This window comes from Sandaracinus amylolyticus (genome assembly GCF_021631985.1).
In the GTDB taxonomy this organism is placed as follows: Bacteria; Myxococcota_A; Polyangia; order Polyangiales; family Sandaracinaceae; genus Sandaracinus; species Sandaracinus amylolyticus_A.
Window position 1 is genome coordinate 1,877,501 of sequence record NZ_CP070225.1, and the last position, 18,551, is coordinate 1,896,051.

The window sequence follows — 18,551 nt, forward strand, 5'->3', positions numbered from 1 at the left end:
ACCCGGCCCCCGCCCCCGACCCGGAATAATCCGCCTCCATCCGCGTTCCCGCGCGCGCTCGGCTCGGGAATTGACACGTCAAGGCCAACGGCTATCGTCCGCGCCCGCCGGAGCCCCCGGTTTCCCGAAGAGAACCCTGCGAGCCCCAGCCCACACCTCCGGAGAGGCGGCAGAGCATGGACGTGATGATCGAGGCCCGGAACCTGACGAAGCGCTACGGGCCGCAGCGCGCGCTCGACAACGCGAGCTTCGAAGTGCGCAAGGGAGAGGTCCTCGGCTTCCTCGGCCCCAACGGCGCCGGGAAGTCGACGACGATGAAGATCCTGACGTGCTTCATCGCGCCGACCGAAGGCACGGCGAAGGTGAACGGGCACGACATCTGGGAGGACCCGCTCGGCGTGCGCGCGTCGATCGGATATCTCCCCGAGAGCACGCCCCTCTACACCGAGATGCTCGTGCTCGAGTACCTCGAGTTCATGGCGCAGATGCGCGGGCTCAAGGGCGACGCCGCCCGCAAGCGCATCAAGAAGGCCGTCGAGCAGACGCACCTCGGCGACGTGATCGCCAAGGAGATCCGCCAGCTCTCGAAGGGCTACCGCCAGCGCGTCGGCATCGCGCAGTCGCTCGTGCACGAGCCGCCGATCCTGATCCTCGACGAGCCGATGTCGGGCCTCGACCCGAACCAGGCGATCGAGATCCGCGATCTCATCCGCGACATCGGCAAGGAGCGCACGGTCATCCTCAGCACGCACAACCTCGCGGAGGTCCAGGTGACCTGCCAGCGCGTGCTGATCATCGCGAAGGGCAAGATCGTCGCGGACGACACGCCCGCCGCGCTGACGAGCCGCGGCCGCAACCGCTACGTCGTGCACGTGGACAAGGCGAGCGCGAGCGAAGCGAAGGGCTATCGCGACGGCGGCGACGTCCTCGGCGCGTTCCGCTCGCTGCCCGGCGTCGAGACCGTGCGCGAGGTGAAGACCGACGACACGAAGGCCACCGCGCTCGAGATCGTCTCGCGCACCTCCGAGGATCTGCGCGCCGAGCTCTTCCGCGCCGCCGTCGAGAAGGGCCTCGTGCTCCTCGAGCTGCGCACGCGCGGCGAGAACCTCGAGCAGGTCTTCCGCGACCTCACGCTCGGCGAGGACACCGCGATCGCGGCAGCCGAGGAAGACGAAGACGACGAGGACGAGGACGAGGACGAAGAGCCCTCGGACCGCACCGAGTCGAAGGAGAACGCGTGATGCAGAACACGCTCACGATCGCGGGGCGTCAGTTCCGCGCGTACTTCAACGGGCCGGTCGCGTACATCGTGATCGCGCTCTCGCTGCTGATCGTCGGCTTCCTCTTCTGGGAGCCGTTCTTCCTGATGAACCGCGCCTCGGTCCGCGAGATGTTCCGGTTCATGAGCTGGATGCTCATCGTCGGTGCGCCCGCGATCACGATGGGCCTCATCGCCGACGAGCGCCGCAGCGGCACGCTCGAGCTGCTCATCACGATGCCGGTGCGCGAGTCCGAGGTGATCCTCGGCAAGTTCCTCGGCGCGGTCGGGCTGCTCGCGGTGCTCCTGCTCTGCTCGCTGCCCTATCCGATCAGCGTCGCGCAGCTCGGCTCGCTCGACTGGGGCCAGGTCGCGACCGGCTATCTCGGGCTCTTCCTGCAGGGCTGCGCGATGATCGCGCTCGGCATCGCGGCATCGAGCTTCACCGAGAACCAGCTCGTCGCGTTCTTCGTCTCGACGTTCGTCTTCCTCTTCATGACCGTGCTCGGGTTCTACCTGCCGCTCTGGTCGGGAAGCTTCGCGTCGTTCCTCGAGTGGATCACGTTCGACTTCCACCGCGAGAGCATGGGCCGCGGCGTGATCGACACGCGCGACGTCGTCTACTTCGTCTCCTTCGCGACCATCTTCCTGATGCTCGCGTTCCGGGCGCTCGAGAGCCGCCGCTGGAGCTGAGCCATGGCCAACGAGAACGAGACCAAGAAGGCTCCCGAAGCCGCGAAGAAGAGCGAGCGGACCCCCGCGCGTAGCCAGGCGAGCCGCCAGCGCGCCGAGTCGCTCGGCTTCCTCGCGATCGTCGCGGGCATCCTGATCGCGCTGAACCTCCTGGGGTTCCTCTCCTTCTTCGCGCGCGTCGACGCGACGCGCGATCGTGTGTTCACGCTGTCCGAGGGATCGCGCCGCGTCGCGCGCGAGCTCGACGACACGCTGACGATCACCGCGTACTTCACGCCGGATCTGCCGCCGCCGTTCAACGCGCAGGAGCGCTACGTCCGCGACATCCTCGCGGAGTACGAGGCGGCGTCGAACGGGCACGTGCAGGTGCGCGTGGTGCACCCCGACGACGAAGAGGAGCGCGAGGAGGCGGAGCGCGCGGGCGTGCGCCTCATGCAGCACCAGCGCCTCGAGTCGGATCGCGTCGCGGTGATGGAGGGCTACCGCGGCCTGGTGTTCGAGTACGTCGGTGACCGCCACGTCATCGCGTCGCTCCCGCAGGACACCTCGGGCCTCGAGTACGCCATCACGATGGCGATCAAGCAGCTGACCGGCGAGGACATCGCGATCGGCGTGCTCTCGGGCCACGAGAGCCCGACGCCGACGAAGGGCCTCTCGACGCTGCAGCGGATGCTCCCGACGTACACGATCCGCGAGGTCGACGCGTCGCAGGAGATCGACCGCAACATCAAGGCGCTGCTGATTGTCGATCCGCAGAGCGAGCTCAGCGACGTCGAGCTCCGCCGCATCGATCAGTTCGTGATGCGCGGCGGCAGCCTCGGCATCTTCGGCGGCTCGATGAAGGTCGCGACCGACGCGGGCCCCGACATCCAGGCGCAGCCGACGAACAGCGGCGTGAACCGCCTGCTCGAGGCGTACGGCGTGCGCATGCAGGAGAACATCATCGCCGACGCGCGCTGCGGCACGGTCCCGCTGCGCACGCCGCTCGGCTTCGCGATCCCGGTGCCGTACCCGCCCGCGCCCACGGTGCCGATCACCGAGGAGCAGGCGAGCCATCCGGTGCTCTTCCGCCTCGAGCAGGCGCAGCTCTTCTTCACCTCGGGCATCGAGACCCTCGATCGCTTCCGCGAGATGGAGGGCACGTCGCTGCTGCGCTCGAGCGAGGAGTCGTGGTCGCTCTCGGGCGACGACGTGAACCTCCGCATCCGCCAGCCCCGCGAGTGGGAGGTCGCCGGCTTCGACGGGCCGCACACGCTCGCGGTCGCGGTGACGGGCACGCTCCCGAGCGCCTTCGCGGGCAGCGCGGGTGAGGGCGACGCGGCGTCGATCGAGACGCCGGAGCGCAGCGAGAGCGAGGTGCGTCTCTTCGTGATCGGCACCTCGACCATCCTCCGCGACGAGTTCCTGCCGCCGGCGGAGCGCGTCGAGGAGGCGCAGCTCGCGGGCGCGATGGCGCTCCCGCTGAACGCCATCGACTGGCTCGCGCAGGACAGCGATCTGATCGCGGTGCGCGCGAAGTCGATCGAGGAGCCCGCGCTCGACGTTCCGCGCGGCGTGACCGAGGCGACCGAGGACGCGATGACGGCGTTCGAGGGTCAGGACGAAGCGGGCGCGCAGGACGCGCTCGAGCGTCGGCAGGCGGCGGTGCGCGCCTGGGATCAGCGCAAGAACCTCTTCAAGTGGGGCAACACGTTCGCGATCCCGCTCGCGGTCGCGGCGTTCGGTCTGATCCGCTGGCAGATGCGCCAGCGCAAGAAGGCCACCCTGAAGCTCTGAGGGCACGATGGACTGGCACAAGAACAGGCTGCCCATCGCGGGCCTTCTGCTGATCGCAGTCGGCGGTCTCGCGATCTGGGCGTGGGGCGTGCGCACCGGGGACACGCCGGTGCGCGAGACGCAGCAGGCGCGCGGGTTCCCCGATCTCTCGCGCGATCAGATCTCGGTGATCGAGATCACGCGGCCCGAGGCGGAGGGTCAGACGATCCGCCTCGAGCGTCGCGAGGACCAGTGGTTCGTCACGCAGCCGATCGAGGTCGTCGCGGATCAGAGCGCGGTCTCGACGGCGCTCGACAAGCTCGACGAGCTGGCGGTCGCGGGCGTCGCGGCGTCGAACCCCGAGTTCCACGAGCGCCTCGAGGTCGACCCCGGGCACGGCGTGCGCGTGGTCGCGCGCGGCGCGGACGGGAACGCGCTCGCGGACCTCTGGATCGGCGCGTACCGTTCGGGCAACACGATGGTGCGGCTCGAGGGCGAGGAGCGCGTCGTCTCGGTGCGCGGCTCGATCAAGTTCGCGTTCAACAAGGAGCTGCGCGACTGGCGTGACCGCGCGATCCTGAACGTCGAAGCCGACGACGTGACCGAGGCTGCGTGGCGCGGCCCCAACGGTACGTTCCGCTTCACGCGCGCCGCCGCGGCGGCACCCGCTGCGCCCGAAGGCGAGGGCGAGACCCCGTCCGCGCAGCCCGAGCTCGGCGAGTGGCAGCAGACGGAGATCTCCTATCTCCCGCCGGCGCCCGCAGAGCCCGAGACGCCGCCCGCCGGGCGTCGTCCTCCGCCGGCGCCCGCCGCGCCGACGCCGCTCACCGCGATCGAGGGCTTCCAGGCGGGCAAGGTGCGCAGCATGGTCGCGAGCCTCGCGCGCATGCGTGCGGCGGACTTCGCTGCGCCCGACGTGACGCCGGAGAGCGCGGGGCTCGGCCCCGACGCGCCGCGCGTGACGCTCACGACGCGCGGCGAGGGCGACGCGGGCCCGCAGACGTTCACCGTGATCCTCGGCAACGAGGCGAACGCGGAGCGTCACGACTTCTACGCGCAGCGCGAGGGCGAGCCGACGATCTACGTGATCAGCCGGTTCCTCGGTGAGCGGGTCAACCCGACCGCGACGTCGTTCACCGAGAGCGCGCCGACGACGCCGCCGGGCGAAGGCGAGGGCGCGCACGGCGAGGGCATGCCGATGCCGATGCCGGGTGGCGAAGGCGGTGGCGCGCAGCTCCCGCCCGAGGTGATGGAGCAGATCCGTCGCCAGCTCGAGCAGCAGGGGCTCGGCGGCGGCGCGGGGCCCTGACGTCGCGAATCACTCGCTCGAAACGAACGGCGCGCACGACGAGAGTCGGCGCGCCGTTCGCGTTCCTACGGGCACGCGCCGGGCACGACGCGCACTTCGTATCCGCCGGGCGCCTCGCCGATCACGACGAGGTCCGGCAGCTCGTCGCGATCGAGATCCCCGATGGCCACGTCGCGTCCTTCGCCGTCGAGCGCGACCCCGGGCCGCCCGATCAGCGCGCCATTGGGCACGCTGGGATTGCCGAGCACGTAGGGGAACACCGCGGCATCGACGATCACCGCGACGTCGGCCTGCTCGTCGTCGTCGAGCGCACCGAGCGCCATCGCGTCGATCACGCCCGACGCATCGGCGCGCGGCGCGAGCGTGAAGGTGTCTCCGTCGGCGAGGATCAGGCTCAGGCGCGTGGTGCCGATCGCGTTCGTCACGACGTCGTCGTCGCCGTCGCCGTCGAGATCGCCCGACGCGATGTGGCTCCCCGCGCTCACCGTGACCGTCGCGACGCGCGTCGGCGCGCCCACCGCCTGCACGCGATCGATCAGCACCGCGCCCGCGGTGAGGCTGCTCGACGCGAGCCCCGGGGTCCCGTCGGCGAGGGTGAGCGACGCGATCTCGACGATCGGCGGCGCGTTCGCGGCCTCGAGCTCCACGAGCGAGCCCCCGGCGACGTCGAACGCGCGGATCGCGCCGGTCGTGCCGCCCGCCGCGACGTGGATGCGGCCCCCCGCGAACGTCACGCCGAACGCGTTCCCCTCGAAGTCGAGCGTCTGCGCGGCCCCGAGCTTTCCCTCTGCGTTCGTCATGTGCAGCGCGAGCATGCCCGCGGTGCCGACGACCGCTGCGTCGAGGCGCCCGTCCTCGTCGACGTCGCCGAGCGCGAGGTCCGATGCGCTCGTCTCCGACACGACGCTGTCGGTGGGCACGAGCGCGCGCGTGCCGCACCCTCGGGCGTCCGCCTCGGCGGAGAGCACGTGCACGGTCCCATCCGACGTGAGCACGACGACGTCGAGGAAGCCGTCGCCCGTCACGTCCCCGAGCTCGACGTCGATCGGCGCGTCCGCGAAGCTCACGTCGCGCGGCGCACCGAACGTGGCGCTCGCGGCGCACTCCGCGGCGCAGCGCACGCCGCCGTCGGTCCCGGCGTCGGCCATCGCGGCGTCGCTCGAGGCATCACGGTCGGGCTCGCCGCCGTCGTGAGATCCGTCGAGCGGCATCGATGCGTCGACGACGGCGGCATCGATGTCCCCTCCGCCATCGAGCGTGCCGCGCAGGCGATCGAGATCGAGCGAGCAGCCCGTCGCGAGCAGCGCGAGCACGCAGCCCAGCCAGAGCATCTTCCGCATCAGAACGTCGCCTCCAGCGCGAGCGATGTCGGGCCCACGCGCAGCGCGACCGCGCGCTCCTCGTCGTCACCGCCCATCGGGATCTCGAGCACGAGCACCACGACCGCGGCCGCCGCGAGCGCGAGCGACGAGGCCAACAGCACGTTGGTCACCGTGACCTGGGTGTCCACGCCGCTCCCCTCGATCTCGTCGTCGGTGCACCCGCCGCGCATCGCGAAGCACCCGCGCTCGAGCCCCTCGTAGCGAGAGTTGGCGTCGACCCACGACCACACCGCGATGCCGCCCGTGACCAGCGCGAGCCCTCCCAGGATCGACGAGCCGATCGGAACGAAATCTCTTCCGCTCGCGGGCTCGGCGGCGATCGGCGCGGGCTCGCTCGGGAGCGCGCTCGGCTCGGGGTCGGGCGCCTCGAGCGGCGTCTCTTCTTCCGGCGCCGGCTCGTGCTGCGCGATCGCGCGACGCAGCACCTCGATGCGCGCCTCGACCTCGCGCGCGTTCGGCGCGTTCGGCACGGCGCGCAGGTACGCCTCGAACGCCGCGAGCGCCTCCGCGTCCTGTCGCATGCGGTCGTGCGCGCTGCCGATGTTGAAGAGCAGCATCGAGCGCCCGCTCAGCTCGTACGATCGCTGGAAGTACGAGAGCGCGTCGGAGAACCGGCCCGCCTCGAACGACGTGCGGCCCGCCGCGAAGAGCGCGCGCGCTTCTTCGTCGCGCGAGGTGTCTGCCGGTGGCTGGGCGTCGGCGGGTGGATCGCTCGGAAGCGCGTCCTCGTCGTCCTGGGCACGGACGACGCTCGGCGCGACGAGCAGGGCGACGATCAATGCGAGCGCACGCATCGGCGCGACGATAGCAGCCGCGCGCGAAATCGTGAGCGCGACGGGTCTGCTTGACACGGCGTCCGCGATGGTCGCTAATCGGCGGCTCGAATCCTGTTCTGGCGGACGATTCTTCCGCGAACGGATTCCGGAGCAAGCCTGGCCTCGATGCGGTCGACCTCGCGTTCCACGACGGCTCTCGTCCTCGTTGCGCTGCTCGCGCTCCCCCTCTTCGTCGCGGGATGCGGCGACGACGACGGCTCACCCGACGACGCCAGCGTCGCGGACGCGAGCGTCGCGGACGCCTCACGGCAGGACGCGGGCGACTCCCCCGACGACGCCGCGATGCCCGACGACGCGAGCGCGGGCGAGGACGGAAGCGTCGAGACCACGCTCGCTGTCGACGACGCGTTCGAGATCGCGGTCGGCGCTGCGCGAACCGTCGACGCGCCCGGCGTGCTCGCGAACGACACGCTCGCGGGCGCGACCATCACGGCGTTCGACGCGACCTCGCGGCTCGGCGGCACCGTGGTGCTCTCGGCGGACGGCGGCTTCGTCTACACACCGCCCGCGATCACCGAGGCGCTCCCGGTCGACGACGACTTCACGTACACGCTCGGCACCGCGACCGCGACCGTCACCCTGACGCTCGTCGACGTGCCGGTCGCGAGCCACGACCGCTACGGCACGCTGCCCGACACTGCGCTCACGATCGACGCGCCCGGCGTGCTCGCGAACGACACGCCGAACGGCGCGCACATCGACGCGTTCGACCCGAATTCCACGCAGGGCGGCACCGTCGTGCTCGCCGCCGATGGCAGCTTCGTCTACACGCCCGCCGCGGGCTTCGACGGCGACGACACGTTCCAGTACCGGCTCGCGAACGTCGCGGGCAGCGTCACCGCGACCGTCACGATCGACGTGAGCGCGCGACCGACCGCGGTCGACGATCTCGCGTACGTCGTCGCGCGCGGGGCCACGCTCGAGGTGGACGGCACGACGCACCCGACGCTCCTCGCGAACGACGCGCTCGGCGCACCGCTCGCGGTGATCACGTCGTTCGGCGCGCGCTCGCTCGGCGGGCTCGTGAGCGATCATGCTGCCGGGAGCACCGCGACGGTCGCGGGCAGCAGCGTCACGGTCGACGCGGACGGCACGTTCACGTTCGTCCCCGAGCCCTCGTTCGTCGGAGCGTTCGAGCTCGAGTACCAGCTCGAGAACACGATGGGCAGCTCGGTCGGTGTGGTGCGCATCGACGTGCGTGCTGCGCCGCTCGCGACCGACGACGCGTTCACGGTGCGCGCGGGCGAGACGCTCGACGTCGCCTCGAGCGATCCCTCGTCGCTGCTCGCCGACGACGTGGGCGCGCCGGCGCCGGAGCTCGTCTCGTTCGGCGGCGGTTCGCTCGGCGGGAGCGACACCGATCACGCCGCGGGCGCGAGCGTCACCGTGGGCGCCGACTCGATCACGGTGCGCGCCGACGGCAGCCTCACGTTCGTCGCGGGCGCGAGCTCGGGCGGAGAGGTGACGTTCGACTACGTCATCGCGAACGTCGCCGGTGACGATCGCGGCACGGTGCGCGTGACCGTCGAGCGCGCGCCGGCGATCACGAGCGCGTCGTCGCTCACGCTGCGCGCCGGCAGCGCGACGGGGCTGCCCTTCGCGTTCGTCGCGACCGGCCACCCGACTCCGTCGATCGCCGTCGAGGGCACGCTGCCGAGCGGCGTGACGTTCGACGCGGCGACGTCGTCGCTCGTCGGCACGCCGAGCGCGACCTCGGGCGGCTCGTACCCGCTGACGGTGCGCGCACAGAACGGCGTCGCGCCCGAAGCGACGCAGAGCTTCTCGCTGACCGTCGAGCAGACGCCCGCGATCACCGGCGCCCCGACTGCCATCTTCCGCGTCGGACAGGCGCAGTCGTATTCGTTCGCGACGTCGGGATATCCCGCGCCGACTGCCACCCTGACTGGCACGCTCCCCGACGGGCTCGCGTTCGACGCGGCCGCCCGCACGATCTCGGGCACGCCCGCAGCGGGCACCGCCGGCACGTACCCGGTGACGATCACCGCGAGCAACGGCGTGGGCGCGGACGCGACCCTCGACGTCTCGATCGACGTGCGCGAGTCGCCCGCGATCACCTCGGCGACGTCGGCGACCTTCACGGTGGGCACGCCGGGATCGTTCGTCGTCACCGTGACCGGCACGCCCACGCCCACCGTCTCGATCGGCGGCACGCTGCCCGCGGGGCTCGCGTTCGACCCCGCGACCCGCACGCTGAGCGGCACGCCCGCCGCCGGCACCGGCGGACAGCACGCGCTCACGTTCACCGCGAGCAACGGAGTCGGCACCGCTGCGACGCAGTCGTTCACGCTGACGATCCACGAAGGGCCTGCGCTCACCGGCGCGGCGACCGCGACGTTCACCGTCGGCACGAGCGGCAGCTACGCGTTCACGGTCGCGGGGCATCCCGCCGTCACGCTCGCGGTGACCGGCGCGCTGCCGAGCGGGCTCGCGCTCGACGCTGCGGCGCGACGCATCCAGGGAACGCCCGCGGCGGGCACCGGCGGCACGTATCCGATCACCATCACCGCGACGAACGGCATCGGCGCGGACGCGACGCTCTCGGTCACGATCACCGTGCGCCAGGCGCCGGCGATCACGTCGGCGAGCGCGGCGACGTTCACCGTGGGCACCGCGGGCACGTTCACCGCCACCGCGACCGGCTTCCCCGCGCCCACGCTCGCGCTCACCGGCGTGCTGCCGACCGGCGTCGCCTACGACGCGGCCACGCGCACGCTGAGCGGCACGCCCGCGGCGGGCACCGGCGGCACCTACGCGCTCACGCTCACCGCGAGCAACGGCGTCGGCACCAACGCCACGCAGAGCTTCACGCTCACCGTGAACGAGGCGCCTTCGATCACCGGCACGCCGCCGGGCTCGCTCACCGTCGGCACCGCGTACACGCACACGTTCACGGTGTCGGGCCATCCCGCGCCGACGCTCTCGGTGACCTCCGGCACGCTCCCGCCGGGGCTCTCGCTCGACTCCGCGACTCGCCGCATCACCGGCACGCCGACCACGGCGGGCACGTACTCGAACATCGTCGTGCGCGCGCAGAACGGGATCGGGACCGCCGCGACGATCACGTTCTCGATGACCGTCGTGACGCCGGTCCTGCCGCCCACCGTGACCAACGACTCGTACGGCGTGACCGGCAACGTGCCGATCGACGTGGCGCTCGCGGGCAGCGTGCTCGCGAACGACACGCCCAACGGCGCGACGATCAGCGGCTACGGGCCGAGCTCGGTCGCCGCGTCGACCACCGCGGTCGGCGCGCCGCTCACGACGATGCTCGGAGGTCGCGTCGTGCTGCAGTCCGACGGGACGTTCGTGTACGAGCCGCCCGCCGGCGCGGTCGCGAACGATTCGTTCGCGTACACGATCACCAACGCCGCGGCGTCGGTGATCGCGACGGTCGAGCTGCGCATCCAGAACCGCGTGTGGTTCGTCGACGCAGCCGCGGCCGCCGGTGGGAGCGGCACCCGGGTGCGGCCGGTGCGCAACCTCGGCGAGCTGCCCGCGACGTCGACCGGCGACGTGATCCACGTCGCGAGCGGCACGTATGCGGCGTACACGCTCGGCACGGGCGTGCGCCTGCTCGGGCAGGGCGTCGCGGTGACGTCGGCGCACCTCGGGTTCACGCCGGCGACCTACGCGCGTGCGTTCCCGGCGATGGCGGCCACCGCGCCGCGGATGAGCACGCTGACGCTCGGCGCGAGCACGTACGTGCGGGGCATCGACGTCGTGGTCACGTCCTCGGCGTCCGGGCTCGTCGGGAGCGGGGTGAGCGGCGTCGACGTCGCGTCGGTGTCGGTCACCGCGAGCGGGTCGTACGCGGTGCACCTCGTGAACGTCGGCGGCACGATCGCGCTGCGCTCGGTGAGCGCGAGCGGCGGGACCAACGGCATCGTGATCACCGGCAACACCGGCTCGTTCTCGATCGTCGGCGATGGCACCGGCGCGAACAACGGCTCGGGCGGCACGATCCAGAGCACCACGTCCGACGGCGTGCTCCTCACCAACGCGCGCAACGTGACGCTGCGCTCGCTGATCATCACGAACGTCCCGACGGCGAGCGGCGTGCGTGGTGTCGGCGTCGACGGGCTCACGCTCGAGGGCGTGCGCGTGACGACGACCGCGACCGCGCTCGACTTCGACGACGCGACCATCGCGAATCCCACGATGCTCAGCGGCGCCGTCGTCATCCGCGGCTGCGAGCTGCGCAACGCGACCACGAGCGCGCTCTCGGTCGTGAACGCCGCCGGGACGATCTCGAGTCTGACGTTCGAGAACAACACCGTCTCGAACGTCACGCTCACCGCGGTGCGCATCGAGATCCTCGGTGCGGCGCGCGCCGACAACATCTTCGTGCGCGCCAACACCATGACGATGGTCGGATTCGACATCGGCGCGAACGGCGTCGCGATCGTGGTCGCGGACGATCTCGATCCGGTGATCGAGACGCCCTACGCGCGCGTGGTGATCGAGAACAACTCGATCTCCGGCACGAGCGGCTACGCGGTGTGGCTCCGCTCGGTCGAGGTCGACGGCACGCTCGCGCTCGTGCTGCGCGACAACACGCTCGCGATGCCGACCGGCGGTGTCGCCGGCGTGCGCGTGCAGTCGGGCACGGCCGCGAGCGGGCTCAGCTCCGTGTGCGCACAGATGTCGGGCAACCGCGGCACCTCGGGCTTCTCGCTCCGACTCGAGGCGGGCGACCGCTTCGGGATCGTCGGCCTCGTCAGCTCGACGCCCAGCAGCGTGGTGTCGCACGTGCAGTCGCAGAATCCGCAGGGCGGCACCGTCACGCTCTCCGGTGCGACGGCGAGCTTCATCTCTTGTGTCGCGCCCTGAGCACCCGAGTCTCGTCGAGAAGAGAGGAAGTCGATGGCCGAGCCTTTCCTGTCCGAGATCCGAATCATGGCGTTCAACTTCGCGCCTCGCGGCTGGGCGCAGTGCAACGGGCAGATCGTGGCGATCAACCAGAACCAGGCGCTCTTCGCGCTGCTGGGCACCTACTACGGCGGAGACGGGATCACGACGTTCGCGCTGCCCGATCTGCGCGGCCGCGTCCCGCTGCACAGCGGCAACGGGCTCAACGTCGGCCAGCGCGGAGGTGCAGCCGCGCACACGCTGATCATGAGCGAGCTCCCCGCGCACACGCACGCGCTCAGCGCGCGCACCGAGGTCGCGACCGAGTTCGTGCCGAGGGCCGGAGCGACGCTCGCGACGAGCCGTGGACAGCCGGCGTACTCGACGGCGACGAGCCCGCTCGTGCCGATGGCGGCGAGCGCGATCGCGACCGCGGGCAGCTCGCAGCCTCACGAGAACCGTCAGCCCCATCTCGCGCTCACGTTCTGCATCGCGCTGCAGGGCATCTTCCCGAGCCGGAGCTGAGAGGAGAGTCGATGTCGGATCCGTACATGGGTGAGATTCGGCTCTTCGCGGGCAACTTCGCGCCCGTGGGATGGGCGTTCTGCGATGGGCGCATCATGGCGATCGCCGAGAACGACGCGCTCTTCTCGCTGCTCGGCACGACGTACGGCGGCGACGGCGTGAGCTCGTTCGCGCTGCCCGACTTGCGTGGGCGCGTGCCGGTGCACGTCGGCAACGGATACGTGCTCGGCGAGGCCGCGGGCGTGGAGACCGTGACGCTGACCACGGCGCAGATCCCCGCGCACACCCACACGCTCTTCGCGAGCGACACGACGGCGAGCACCACGAGCCCCACGAACGCGCTGCTGGCGGCGCTGCCGAGCGCGGCCGCGACGGCGTACGGCGCCGACGCGCCCTTCGTGGCGTCGTCTGCGTCGCAGCTCGCGCCGGCGGGTGGCTCGCAGCCGCACGACAACATGCAGCCGTACGTCGCGCTGAACTACATCATCGCGATCTACGGCATCTACCCGTCACAGTCCTGAGCGGAGCGAGACCATGTCGGAACCCTTCCTCGCCGAAGTGCGCATGTTCGCCCTCAACTTCGCGCCGCGGGGTTGGGCGGTCTGCAACGGGCAGCTCATGGCGATCTCCCAGAACACCGCGCTCTTCGCGCTGCTCGGCACGACGTACGGCGGAGACGGGCGCAGCACGTTCGGATTGCCGAACCTCCAGGGCGCGGCGTCGATGGGCGCGGGGCAGGGTCCGGGGCTCACGCCGCGTTCGCTCGGGGAGACCGGCGGGAGCGCGACCGTGACGCTGCTGGCGTCGGAAGTGCCGTCGCACGGCCACGCAGCCTCGTTCTCGCGCGCGGAGAGCTACGAGGGTCATCCCGGCGGCGCTCACGCGGCGATGACGCAGGGTGGGCTCGCGCTCTACGCGCCCGCGGGCGCGAGCTCGCCGGTGACCGCGATGAGCCCGATGGCCGTCGGTGTCAGCGGCAGCTCGCTGCCGCACAACAACATGATGCCGTACCTCGCGATCACGTTCTGCATCGCGCTCCAGGGCATCTTCCCGCAGCGTCCATGAGCGCCGAGCGCTACGTCGAGCTCGCGCTCGACCCGATGTCGCGCGTGACGCTGCGGCCGATCACCGACGCGGATCGTCCGTTCCTCGAGCGGCTCTACGCGTCGACGCGGGAAGAAGAGCTGCGCGTCGTGCCGTGGAGCCACGCGCAGAAGGCAGCGTTCCTCGCGTCGCAGTACGCGCTCCAGCACGCGCACTACCAGCAGCACTACGCGGGCGCGCGATTCGACGTGATCGAAGAGGATGGAAAGCCGATCGGGCGGCTCTACCTCGCGCGCCTGGAGCGAGACATCCGCATCGTCGACATCGCGCTGATCTCCTCGCATCGGGGCCGCGGCATCGGTGCGACGCTGATCGAGCGCGTGATCGCGCGCGCCACGAAGGAAGGCGCGAGCGTGACGATCCACGTCGAGCGCAACAACCCCGCGCTGCGCCTCTACGAGCGGCTCGGGTTCCGCGTCGAGGAAGATCGCGGCGTGTATCTCTTCCTCGCGCACCCGGCGGGGCGCGCATGATCGAGCGACTCGACGTCTCGCGATATCGCGCGCTCGAGGGCGCCGAGTTCACGCTCGCGCCGCTCTCCGAGAGCGAGGGTTGGGCGCTCTCGCTCAGGTTGGAGTCGGTGCGCGATCTCGGCGCGCGTGATGGTCTGTCTTGCTATTCGCTCCTCTTCGCGCAGCGAGAGGGGGAGTCGTACGCGCCGCAGGGCACGTATCGACTGACGTGCTCCGCGCTCGGCGAGCAGGTCGTGCTCGTCGTGCCGGTCGGGCCGGGACCGGGCACGCGCATGCGATACGAAGTGATCTTCAACTGAGGGAGGGCCCGTGATCCGTAGAACGTTCTTCCGAGCCGTGCTCTCGAGCGGCGCTGCGCCGCTCCTGCTCTCGTCCGTGGGATGCGCGGGCGAGCCTTCGGCGCGCGTCTCGAGCGGCCCATCGGGGCGCATCGACGGGCTCGGGCGCGTGCTCGAGGTGGATCGCTTCGCGCGCACCGTGCGGGTGCGCGACGAGCGCGGCGCGGAGCTCGCGGTGGGCACGTTCCTCGACCCCGTGGACGCGGTGGGGCTGGACGACGGAACGATCGTGGTCGCCGACACGGCGCGCGGCATCGTCGAGCTCGACGCGGCGCTGCACGAGCGGCGCGTGGTGCGCGCGGCGGGTGAGCGCGACGGGCTCCACCGGCCGGCGGCGCTGATCGACGACGGAGCGCGCGGACTGCTGATCGCCGATGGCTACGCGCATCGCGTGATCGGGCTCTCGCTCGGCGGCGCGGTGACCGCGTCGTACGGCGCGCCCCGCGGGAGCGATCGCCCGCTCAACGGCCCCGCGGATCTCGCGGTCGACGCGCTCGATCACATCCACGTCGTCGACGCGGGGAACGCGCGCGTGCGCATCTTCGCGCGCAGCGGCGCGGTGATCGCCGACTACGACGCGGGCGGCGCGATGCGCGTCCCGCGCTCGATCGCGATCACGCCCGAGGGGCGCGTCTACGTCGCGGACGCGGTCGCGTCGGCAGTGTTCGCGCTCGACCTCGAGGGCCGGCTGCTCGAGACCATCACGATGCGCGACGCGATCCCCGGCGAGGTGCGCGCGTCGATCGACGGCGTCGCGATCGTGCCCCTCGCGGCGTGATCACGACACGTGGAGCAGATCTGCGAGCGAGCGGCGCTCGTGGATCCGACGGATCGCATCGGCGAGCAGCGGTGCGATGCTCGCGACGTGCTCGGGCAGCCCGCTCGCGTCGTGCGCCACGCTGTCGGTGAGCACGACGTGGGCGGGGGCGAGCTTCGCGAGCCGCTCGCGCGCGGGCCCGACCAGGAGACCGTGCGTCGCGGCGACGATCGCGGGCGCGGTGCAGCCGTGCGCGCGGAGGGCTTCGATCGACGCGACGATCGTGCTGCCCGTCGAGATCATGTCGTCGACGAGGATCGGCGTCCGCCCCGCGACGTCGCCGGTGATGCCGTGGGTCTCGACCTGACGCCCGCTGATGCGCGTCTTGTGCACGACCGCGACCGGACGATGGAGGCGTCGCGCGAACGCGTCCGCGCGCTTCGCGCCGCCGAGATCGGGCGCGACGATCACCGCGTCCTCGGGCGCGCGCGCCGCGAGCGCGGCGACGACGGTCGGGATCGCGCTGAGGTGATCGACCGGCATCGGCAGCAGGCCCTCGACGCCCGGCGTGTGCAGGTCGACGGTGATCGCGCGATCGAAGCGCGCGCATCCGATCAGATCGCCGACCAGCCGCGCTGCGAGCGGCTGGCCTTCACCCGTGCGGCGATCGGCGCGCGCGTAGCCGAAGTACGGGATCACCGCGACGGTCCGCGCTGCGCCCGCACGCCGCGCCGCGTCGCCGAGCAGCACGAGCTCGAGCAGCGAGTCGCCCACCGGCGGTGCGGTCGGCTGCACGACGAACACGTCGCAGCCGCGCAGCGTGCCGCCGAGCTCCACGCGGATCTCGCCGTCGGGGAAGCGCTCGGCGATGCATGGATGACGGTCGACCCCGAGCGCGCTCGCGATGGCGTCGCCGAGGGTGGGGTTCGCGGTGCCGACGACGAGTGCGAGGCTCATGGCGCGCGAGGGTAGATCAGGATCACGGCCGCAGCGCGGCCCAGATCACGCAGGCCCACCCGGCCATCAAGAAGAGCCCCCCGAACGGCGTCACCGCGCCGAGCCATCGCACGCCGGTGATCGTCATCGTGTAGAGCGAGCCCGAGAACACGACGATCCCCGCCGCGAAGCAGAGCCCGGCCACGCGCGCGCCGAGGCCCTCGCCGCGCGACGCGAGCCACGCGCAGAGCCCGATCGCGAGCGCGTGCATCAGGTGGTAGCGCGCCGCGGTCTCCCACCACTCGAGCCGTCGCGCTGCGTCCTCGAGCCCTTCGAGCGAGCGACGCAGGCCGTGCGCGCCGAACGCGCCGAGGCCCACGCCGAGGAATCCGAACACGCCGGAGAGGATGACGAGGACGCGGTCCATGAACGCGTTGTAGCTCAGGGCGTGTTCGCGTCGCCCCAGCCGAGCTCGAGCCCGGTCACGCCTTCGGCGGCGAGGATCGCGACCGGGTCGTAGACGAACGCGGTCGCGCCGAAGTTCGCGCGCTGATCGTACGCGGGCGGCGTGCTGCCGGTGGGGTTGCCGTAGAGCATCGGATGGAGCGGCACCGTCACCTCGCGCATGTCCAGCGTCGACACCCGCGCACCACCGGCGATCACGTAGACGATCGGGCTCTCACCGCGGTAGTCGACTGCGAATCCATACGTGGTGTTCGAGGGATCCACGTCGTGTTGCCACACCAGCTCTCGCCACACCGCGCCGGTGGTGTTGACCGACATCGACCACGGCACGTCCCCGGAGTCGTAGGGATCGAGGACGCCCGTGCCGGTCACGAGGCCGAACCCCATGTTCACCGGGCCGACCAGACGCGTGACCTCGAAGTACCAGAACTGTCCGTAGATCGGCTGATTGGCGCGGATGCCGTATTTGCCCGGCCCGTGGAACGAGATCGAGAGCCCGTCGCTCGACAGCGTGACCTGACCGCCGGCGATCGCGTCCGGCACGAGGCGCACCGGATTCGATTGCGGGAGCGTGCCAGTCACGGTGAGCACCAGCGTCCGAGTCGTGGTCAGTCCCGCAGAGTCGGTGACAGTGACGTCGACTGAATGGCGCCCGAGCTCGGCCGGCGTGTAGGCCCACGTCGCTCCGTCGTGCTCGGTCGGCGGGAAGTACGTCGCGGAGCGATCGTGCCAGTGGATGCCCGCCGTGAGATCTCCGTCCTCTGCGTCGGTGGCGCTCGCGCTCAGCGTGATCGACGCGCCGAGCGCGACGCTCGCGGTCGCGTCGACGTCGACCACGGGCGCCTCGGACTGCGGGAGCCAGCGCTCGCGACCGAAGCCCATCACCAGCGCGCTCGCGACGTCGCCGAGGCTCGCCGCGGTGAGCGCGGTCTCGAGCTGCGCGCGCGTGTAGAAGAACGGATGGTTCGTGGTGTCGTTGCCGAAGTTGAACGCGCCCATCGCCGGCACGTCGTGGCGCCAACCGCCGTAGATCGCGTGGACGGGCGCGGTGACCGCGAGCGTGCAGCTGCGACGCACCTCGAGCGTGCCGAACACGTCGAGCACGACGTGGAGGATCGGATTCGTGCCGCGGTAGTCGACGACGAATCCGTAGACCTCGTCGTCGCTGGGGAACCACAGCGGCCCGGTGCAGCTCCCGCCGCCCTCGGCCTGGATCTGCCCGGCGGTCGCGAGGCCCGCGCTCTGTCCGTTCGCCCCCGGGATCGCGTCGAGCGGTGCGCTCGCGGTCGCGATGCCGAAGCCCCACGCGCCGGTGCGCGTGATGAGGCGCTTCGCTTCGAAATAGAACACGCCCGAGCCCGGCGCGATCGCGGTGTCGGAGCGGACGCCGCCGTACATGCCGCCGCGCTGCTCGAAGCGCAGTCGATCCGCGAGCAGCACGATCCCGGCGTCGTGCCCGGTCGTGTGATCGGTGTCCGAGAGGAGCACGAGCGGGATGCCCGGCGCCGTCGCGCAGACGTCGTTCTCGCAGAAGGACGAGAGGCACTGCGCGTGTGCATCGCACGCCGCGCCGAGCTCGCGCAGGCCGCACGGACCGCCCTCGCAGCCGCCGTCGAACGGCGCGTCGACGGGCGTGTCCGCGTCGATCGGAACGTCGCCGCCGCCATCGGACATCGCAGCATCGATGCGCGCAGCATCGACCATCGCCGCGTCGTCCGCGCCTCCGTCCTGTGGTGTCGGCTCGGGGCCCGGGCACCCCGTCGTCCACACGATCGCTGCCAGCACCAGGAGCACGCGCGAGGCGTACACCCGCGAACACCAAGCGAAGGACATGCGCCCGAAGCGTGACGC

The 18,551-nt window shown here is 71.5% G+C and carries 16 protein-coding genes; 11 read left to right on the top strand and 5 right to left on the bottom strand.

The window, feature by feature from the left end; genetic code table 11:
• Positions 1 to 176: 176 nt before the first annotated feature.
• The 4 genes from I5071_RS07715 to I5071_RS07730 are packed head-to-tail and all read left to right on the top strand — an operon-like array spanning position 177 to position 5,015.
• Positions 177 to 1,241, top strand: a complete 1,065-nt coding sequence (locus I5071_RS07715) for an ATP-binding cassette domain-containing protein (RefSeq protein WP_236604757.1) — start codon at positions 177 to 179, stop codon at positions 1,239 to 1,241.
• On the top strand, positions 1,241 to 1,951 hold the full coding sequence (locus I5071_RS07720) for an ABC transporter permease (protein WP_236604758.1): 711 nt from the start codon (positions 1,241 to 1,243) through the stop codon (positions 1,949 to 1,951). Before I5071_RS07715 ends, I5071_RS07720 begins: the two co-directional genes overlap by 1 nt.
• Before the next feature lie 3 nt (positions 1,952 to 1,954).
• Positions 1,955 to 3,727 (top strand): GldG family protein, encoded by a 1,773-nt coding sequence (locus tag I5071_RS07725; RefSeq protein WP_236604759.1) that lies wholly within the window; start codon positions 1,955 to 1,957, stop codon positions 3,725 to 3,727.
• A gap of 7 nt (positions 3,728 to 3,734) precedes the next feature.
• Positions 3,735 to 5,015: a DUF4340 domain-containing protein gene (locus I5071_RS07730; RefSeq protein WP_236604760.1), complete on the top strand. Its 1,281-nt coding sequence runs from the start codon at positions 3,735 to 3,737 to the stop codon at positions 5,013 to 5,015.
• A gap of 65 nt (positions 5,016 to 5,080) precedes the next feature.
• On the opposite strand, the gene I5071_RS07735 is transcribed toward I5071_RS07730, so the two are convergent.
• Together I5071_RS07735 and I5071_RS07740 are read right to left on the bottom strand one after the other, a co-directional pair.
• Positions 5,081 to 6,355 carry an FG-GAP repeat domain-containing protein gene (locus I5071_RS07735; RefSeq protein WP_236604761.1) on the bottom strand — a complete coding sequence of 425 codons (1,275 nt, stop codon included), beginning with the start codon at positions 6,353 to 6,355 and terminating at the stop codon, positions 5,081 to 5,083.
• Positions 6,355 to 7,191, bottom strand: a complete 837-nt coding sequence (locus tag I5071_RS07740) for a tetratricopeptide repeat protein (protein ID WP_236604762.1) — start codon at positions 7,189 to 7,191, stop codon at positions 6,355 to 6,357. Before I5071_RS07740 ends, I5071_RS07735 begins: the two co-directional genes overlap by 1 nt.
• Positions 7,192 to 7,338: 147 nt before the next feature.
• Between I5071_RS07740 and I5071_RS07745 the strand changes: the two genes are divergently transcribed.
• Genes I5071_RS07745 through I5071_RS07775 form a run of 7 tightly spaced genes read left to right on the top strand, consistent with a single transcriptional unit; the run spans position 7,339 to position 15,320 of the window.
• Positions 7,339 to 12,084, top strand: a complete 4,746-nt coding sequence (locus tag I5071_RS07745) for a beta strand repeat-containing protein (protein WP_236604763.1) — start codon at positions 7,339 to 7,341, stop codon at positions 12,082 to 12,084.
• Positions 12,085 to 12,117: 33 nt separating this feature from the next.
• The gene (locus I5071_RS07750; RefSeq protein ID WP_236604764.1) at positions 12,118 to 12,627 is read left to right on the top strand and encodes a phage tail protein; all 510 of its coding nucleotides are present in this window, start codon (positions 12,118 to 12,120) and stop codon (positions 12,625 to 12,627) included.
• A gap of 11 nt (positions 12,628 to 12,638) precedes the next feature.
• Positions 12,639 to 13,148: a phage tail protein gene (locus I5071_RS07755; protein ID WP_236604765.1), complete on the top strand. Its 510-nt coding sequence runs from the start codon at positions 12,639 to 12,641 to the stop codon at positions 13,146 to 13,148.
• A gap of 13 nt (positions 13,149 to 13,161) precedes the next feature.
• Positions 13,162 to 13,692, top strand: a complete 531-nt coding sequence (locus tag I5071_RS07760) for a phage tail protein (RefSeq protein ID WP_236604766.1) — start codon at positions 13,162 to 13,164, stop codon at positions 13,690 to 13,692.
• On the top strand, positions 13,689 to 14,204 hold the full coding sequence (locus I5071_RS07765) for a GNAT family N-acetyltransferase (RefSeq protein WP_236604767.1): 516 nt from the start codon (positions 13,689 to 13,691) through the stop codon (positions 14,202 to 14,204). Before I5071_RS07760 ends, I5071_RS07765 begins: the two co-directional genes overlap by 4 nt.
• Positions 14,201 to 14,503, top strand: coding sequence for a DUF6916 family protein (locus I5071_RS07770; protein ID WP_236604768.1), 303 nt, complete (start codon positions 14,201 to 14,203; stop codon positions 14,501 to 14,503). Before I5071_RS07765 ends, I5071_RS07770 begins: the two co-directional genes overlap by 4 nt.
• Positions 14,504 to 14,513: 10 nt before the next feature.
• Entirely contained in the window at positions 14,514 to 15,320 is an 807-nt protein-coding gene (locus I5071_RS07775; protein ID WP_236604769.1) for an NHL repeat-containing protein, read from the top strand.
• Here I5071_RS07775 and I5071_RS07780 read toward each other — a convergent pair whose 3' ends face one another.
• The 3 genes from I5071_RS07780 to I5071_RS07790 are packed head-to-tail and all read right to left on the bottom strand — an operon-like array spanning position 15,321 to position 18,494.
• Positions 15,321 to 16,256 (bottom strand): ribose-phosphate diphosphokinase, encoded by a 936-nt coding sequence (locus I5071_RS07780; RefSeq protein WP_236604770.1) that lies wholly within the window; start codon positions 16,254 to 16,256, stop codon positions 15,321 to 15,323.
• Positions 16,257 to 16,278: 22 nt separating this feature from the next.
• Positions 16,279 to 16,662 (bottom strand): DUF423 domain-containing protein, encoded by a 384-nt coding sequence (locus tag I5071_RS07785; protein WP_236604771.1) that lies wholly within the window; start codon positions 16,660 to 16,662, stop codon positions 16,279 to 16,281.
• Positions 16,663 to 16,676: 14 nt separating this feature from the next.
• On the bottom strand, positions 16,677 to 18,494 hold the full coding sequence (locus I5071_RS07790) for an Ig-like domain-containing protein (protein ID WP_236604772.1): 1,818 nt from the start codon (positions 18,492 to 18,494) through the stop codon (positions 16,677 to 16,679).
• Between the last annotated feature and the right edge of the window lie 57 nt (positions 18,495 to 18,551).

Coding starts and splice junctions, on each gene's coding strand:
- I5071_RS07785 (WP_236604771.1), bottom strand. CDS start 16,662: ATGGACCGCGTCCTCGTCATCCTCTCCGGCGTGTTCGGATTCCTCGGC.
- I5071_RS07735 (WP_236604761.1), bottom strand. CDS start 6,355: ATGCGGAAGATGCTCTGGCTGGGCTGCGTGCTCGCGCTGCTCGCGACG.
- I5071_RS07750 (WP_236604764.1), top strand. CDS start 12,118: ATGGCCGAGCCTTTCCTGTCCGAGATCCGAATCATGGCGTTCAACTTC.
- I5071_RS07760 (WP_236604766.1), top strand. CDS start 13,162: ATGTCGGAACCCTTCCTCGCCGAAGTGCGCATGTTCGCCCTCAACTTC.
- I5071_RS07770 (WP_236604768.1), top strand. CDS start 14,201: ATGATCGAGCGACTCGACGTCTCGCGATATCGCGCGCTCGAGGGCGCC.
- I5071_RS07745 (WP_236604763.1), top strand. CDS start 7,339: ATGCGGTCGACCTCGCGTTCCACGACGGCTCTCGTCCTCGTTGCGCTG.
- I5071_RS07720 (WP_236604758.1), top strand. CDS start 1,241: ATGCAGAACACGCTCACGATCGCGGGGCGTCAGTTCCGCGCGTACTTC.
- I5071_RS07740 (WP_236604762.1), bottom strand. CDS start 7,191: ATGCGTGCGCTCGCATTGATCGTCGCCCTGCTCGTCGCGCCGAGCGTC.
- I5071_RS07755 (WP_236604765.1), top strand. CDS start 12,639: ATGTCGGATCCGTACATGGGTGAGATTCGGCTCTTCGCGGGCAACTTC.
- I5071_RS07780 (WP_236604770.1), bottom strand. CDS start 16,256: ATGAGCCTCGCACTCGTCGTCGGCACCGCGAACCCCACCCTCGGCGAC.
- I5071_RS07765 (WP_236604767.1), top strand. CDS start 13,689: ATGAGCGCCGAGCGCTACGTCGAGCTCGCGCTCGACCCGATGTCGCGC.
- I5071_RS07715 (WP_236604757.1), top strand. CDS start 177: ATGGACGTGATGATCGAGGCCCGGAACCTGACGAAGCGCTACGGGCCG.
- I5071_RS07730 (WP_236604760.1), top strand. CDS start 3,735: ATGGACTGGCACAAGAACAGGCTGCCCATCGCGGGCCTTCTGCTGATC.
- I5071_RS07725 (WP_236604759.1), top strand. CDS start 1,955: ATGGCCAACGAGAACGAGACCAAGAAGGCTCCCGAAGCCGCGAAGAAG.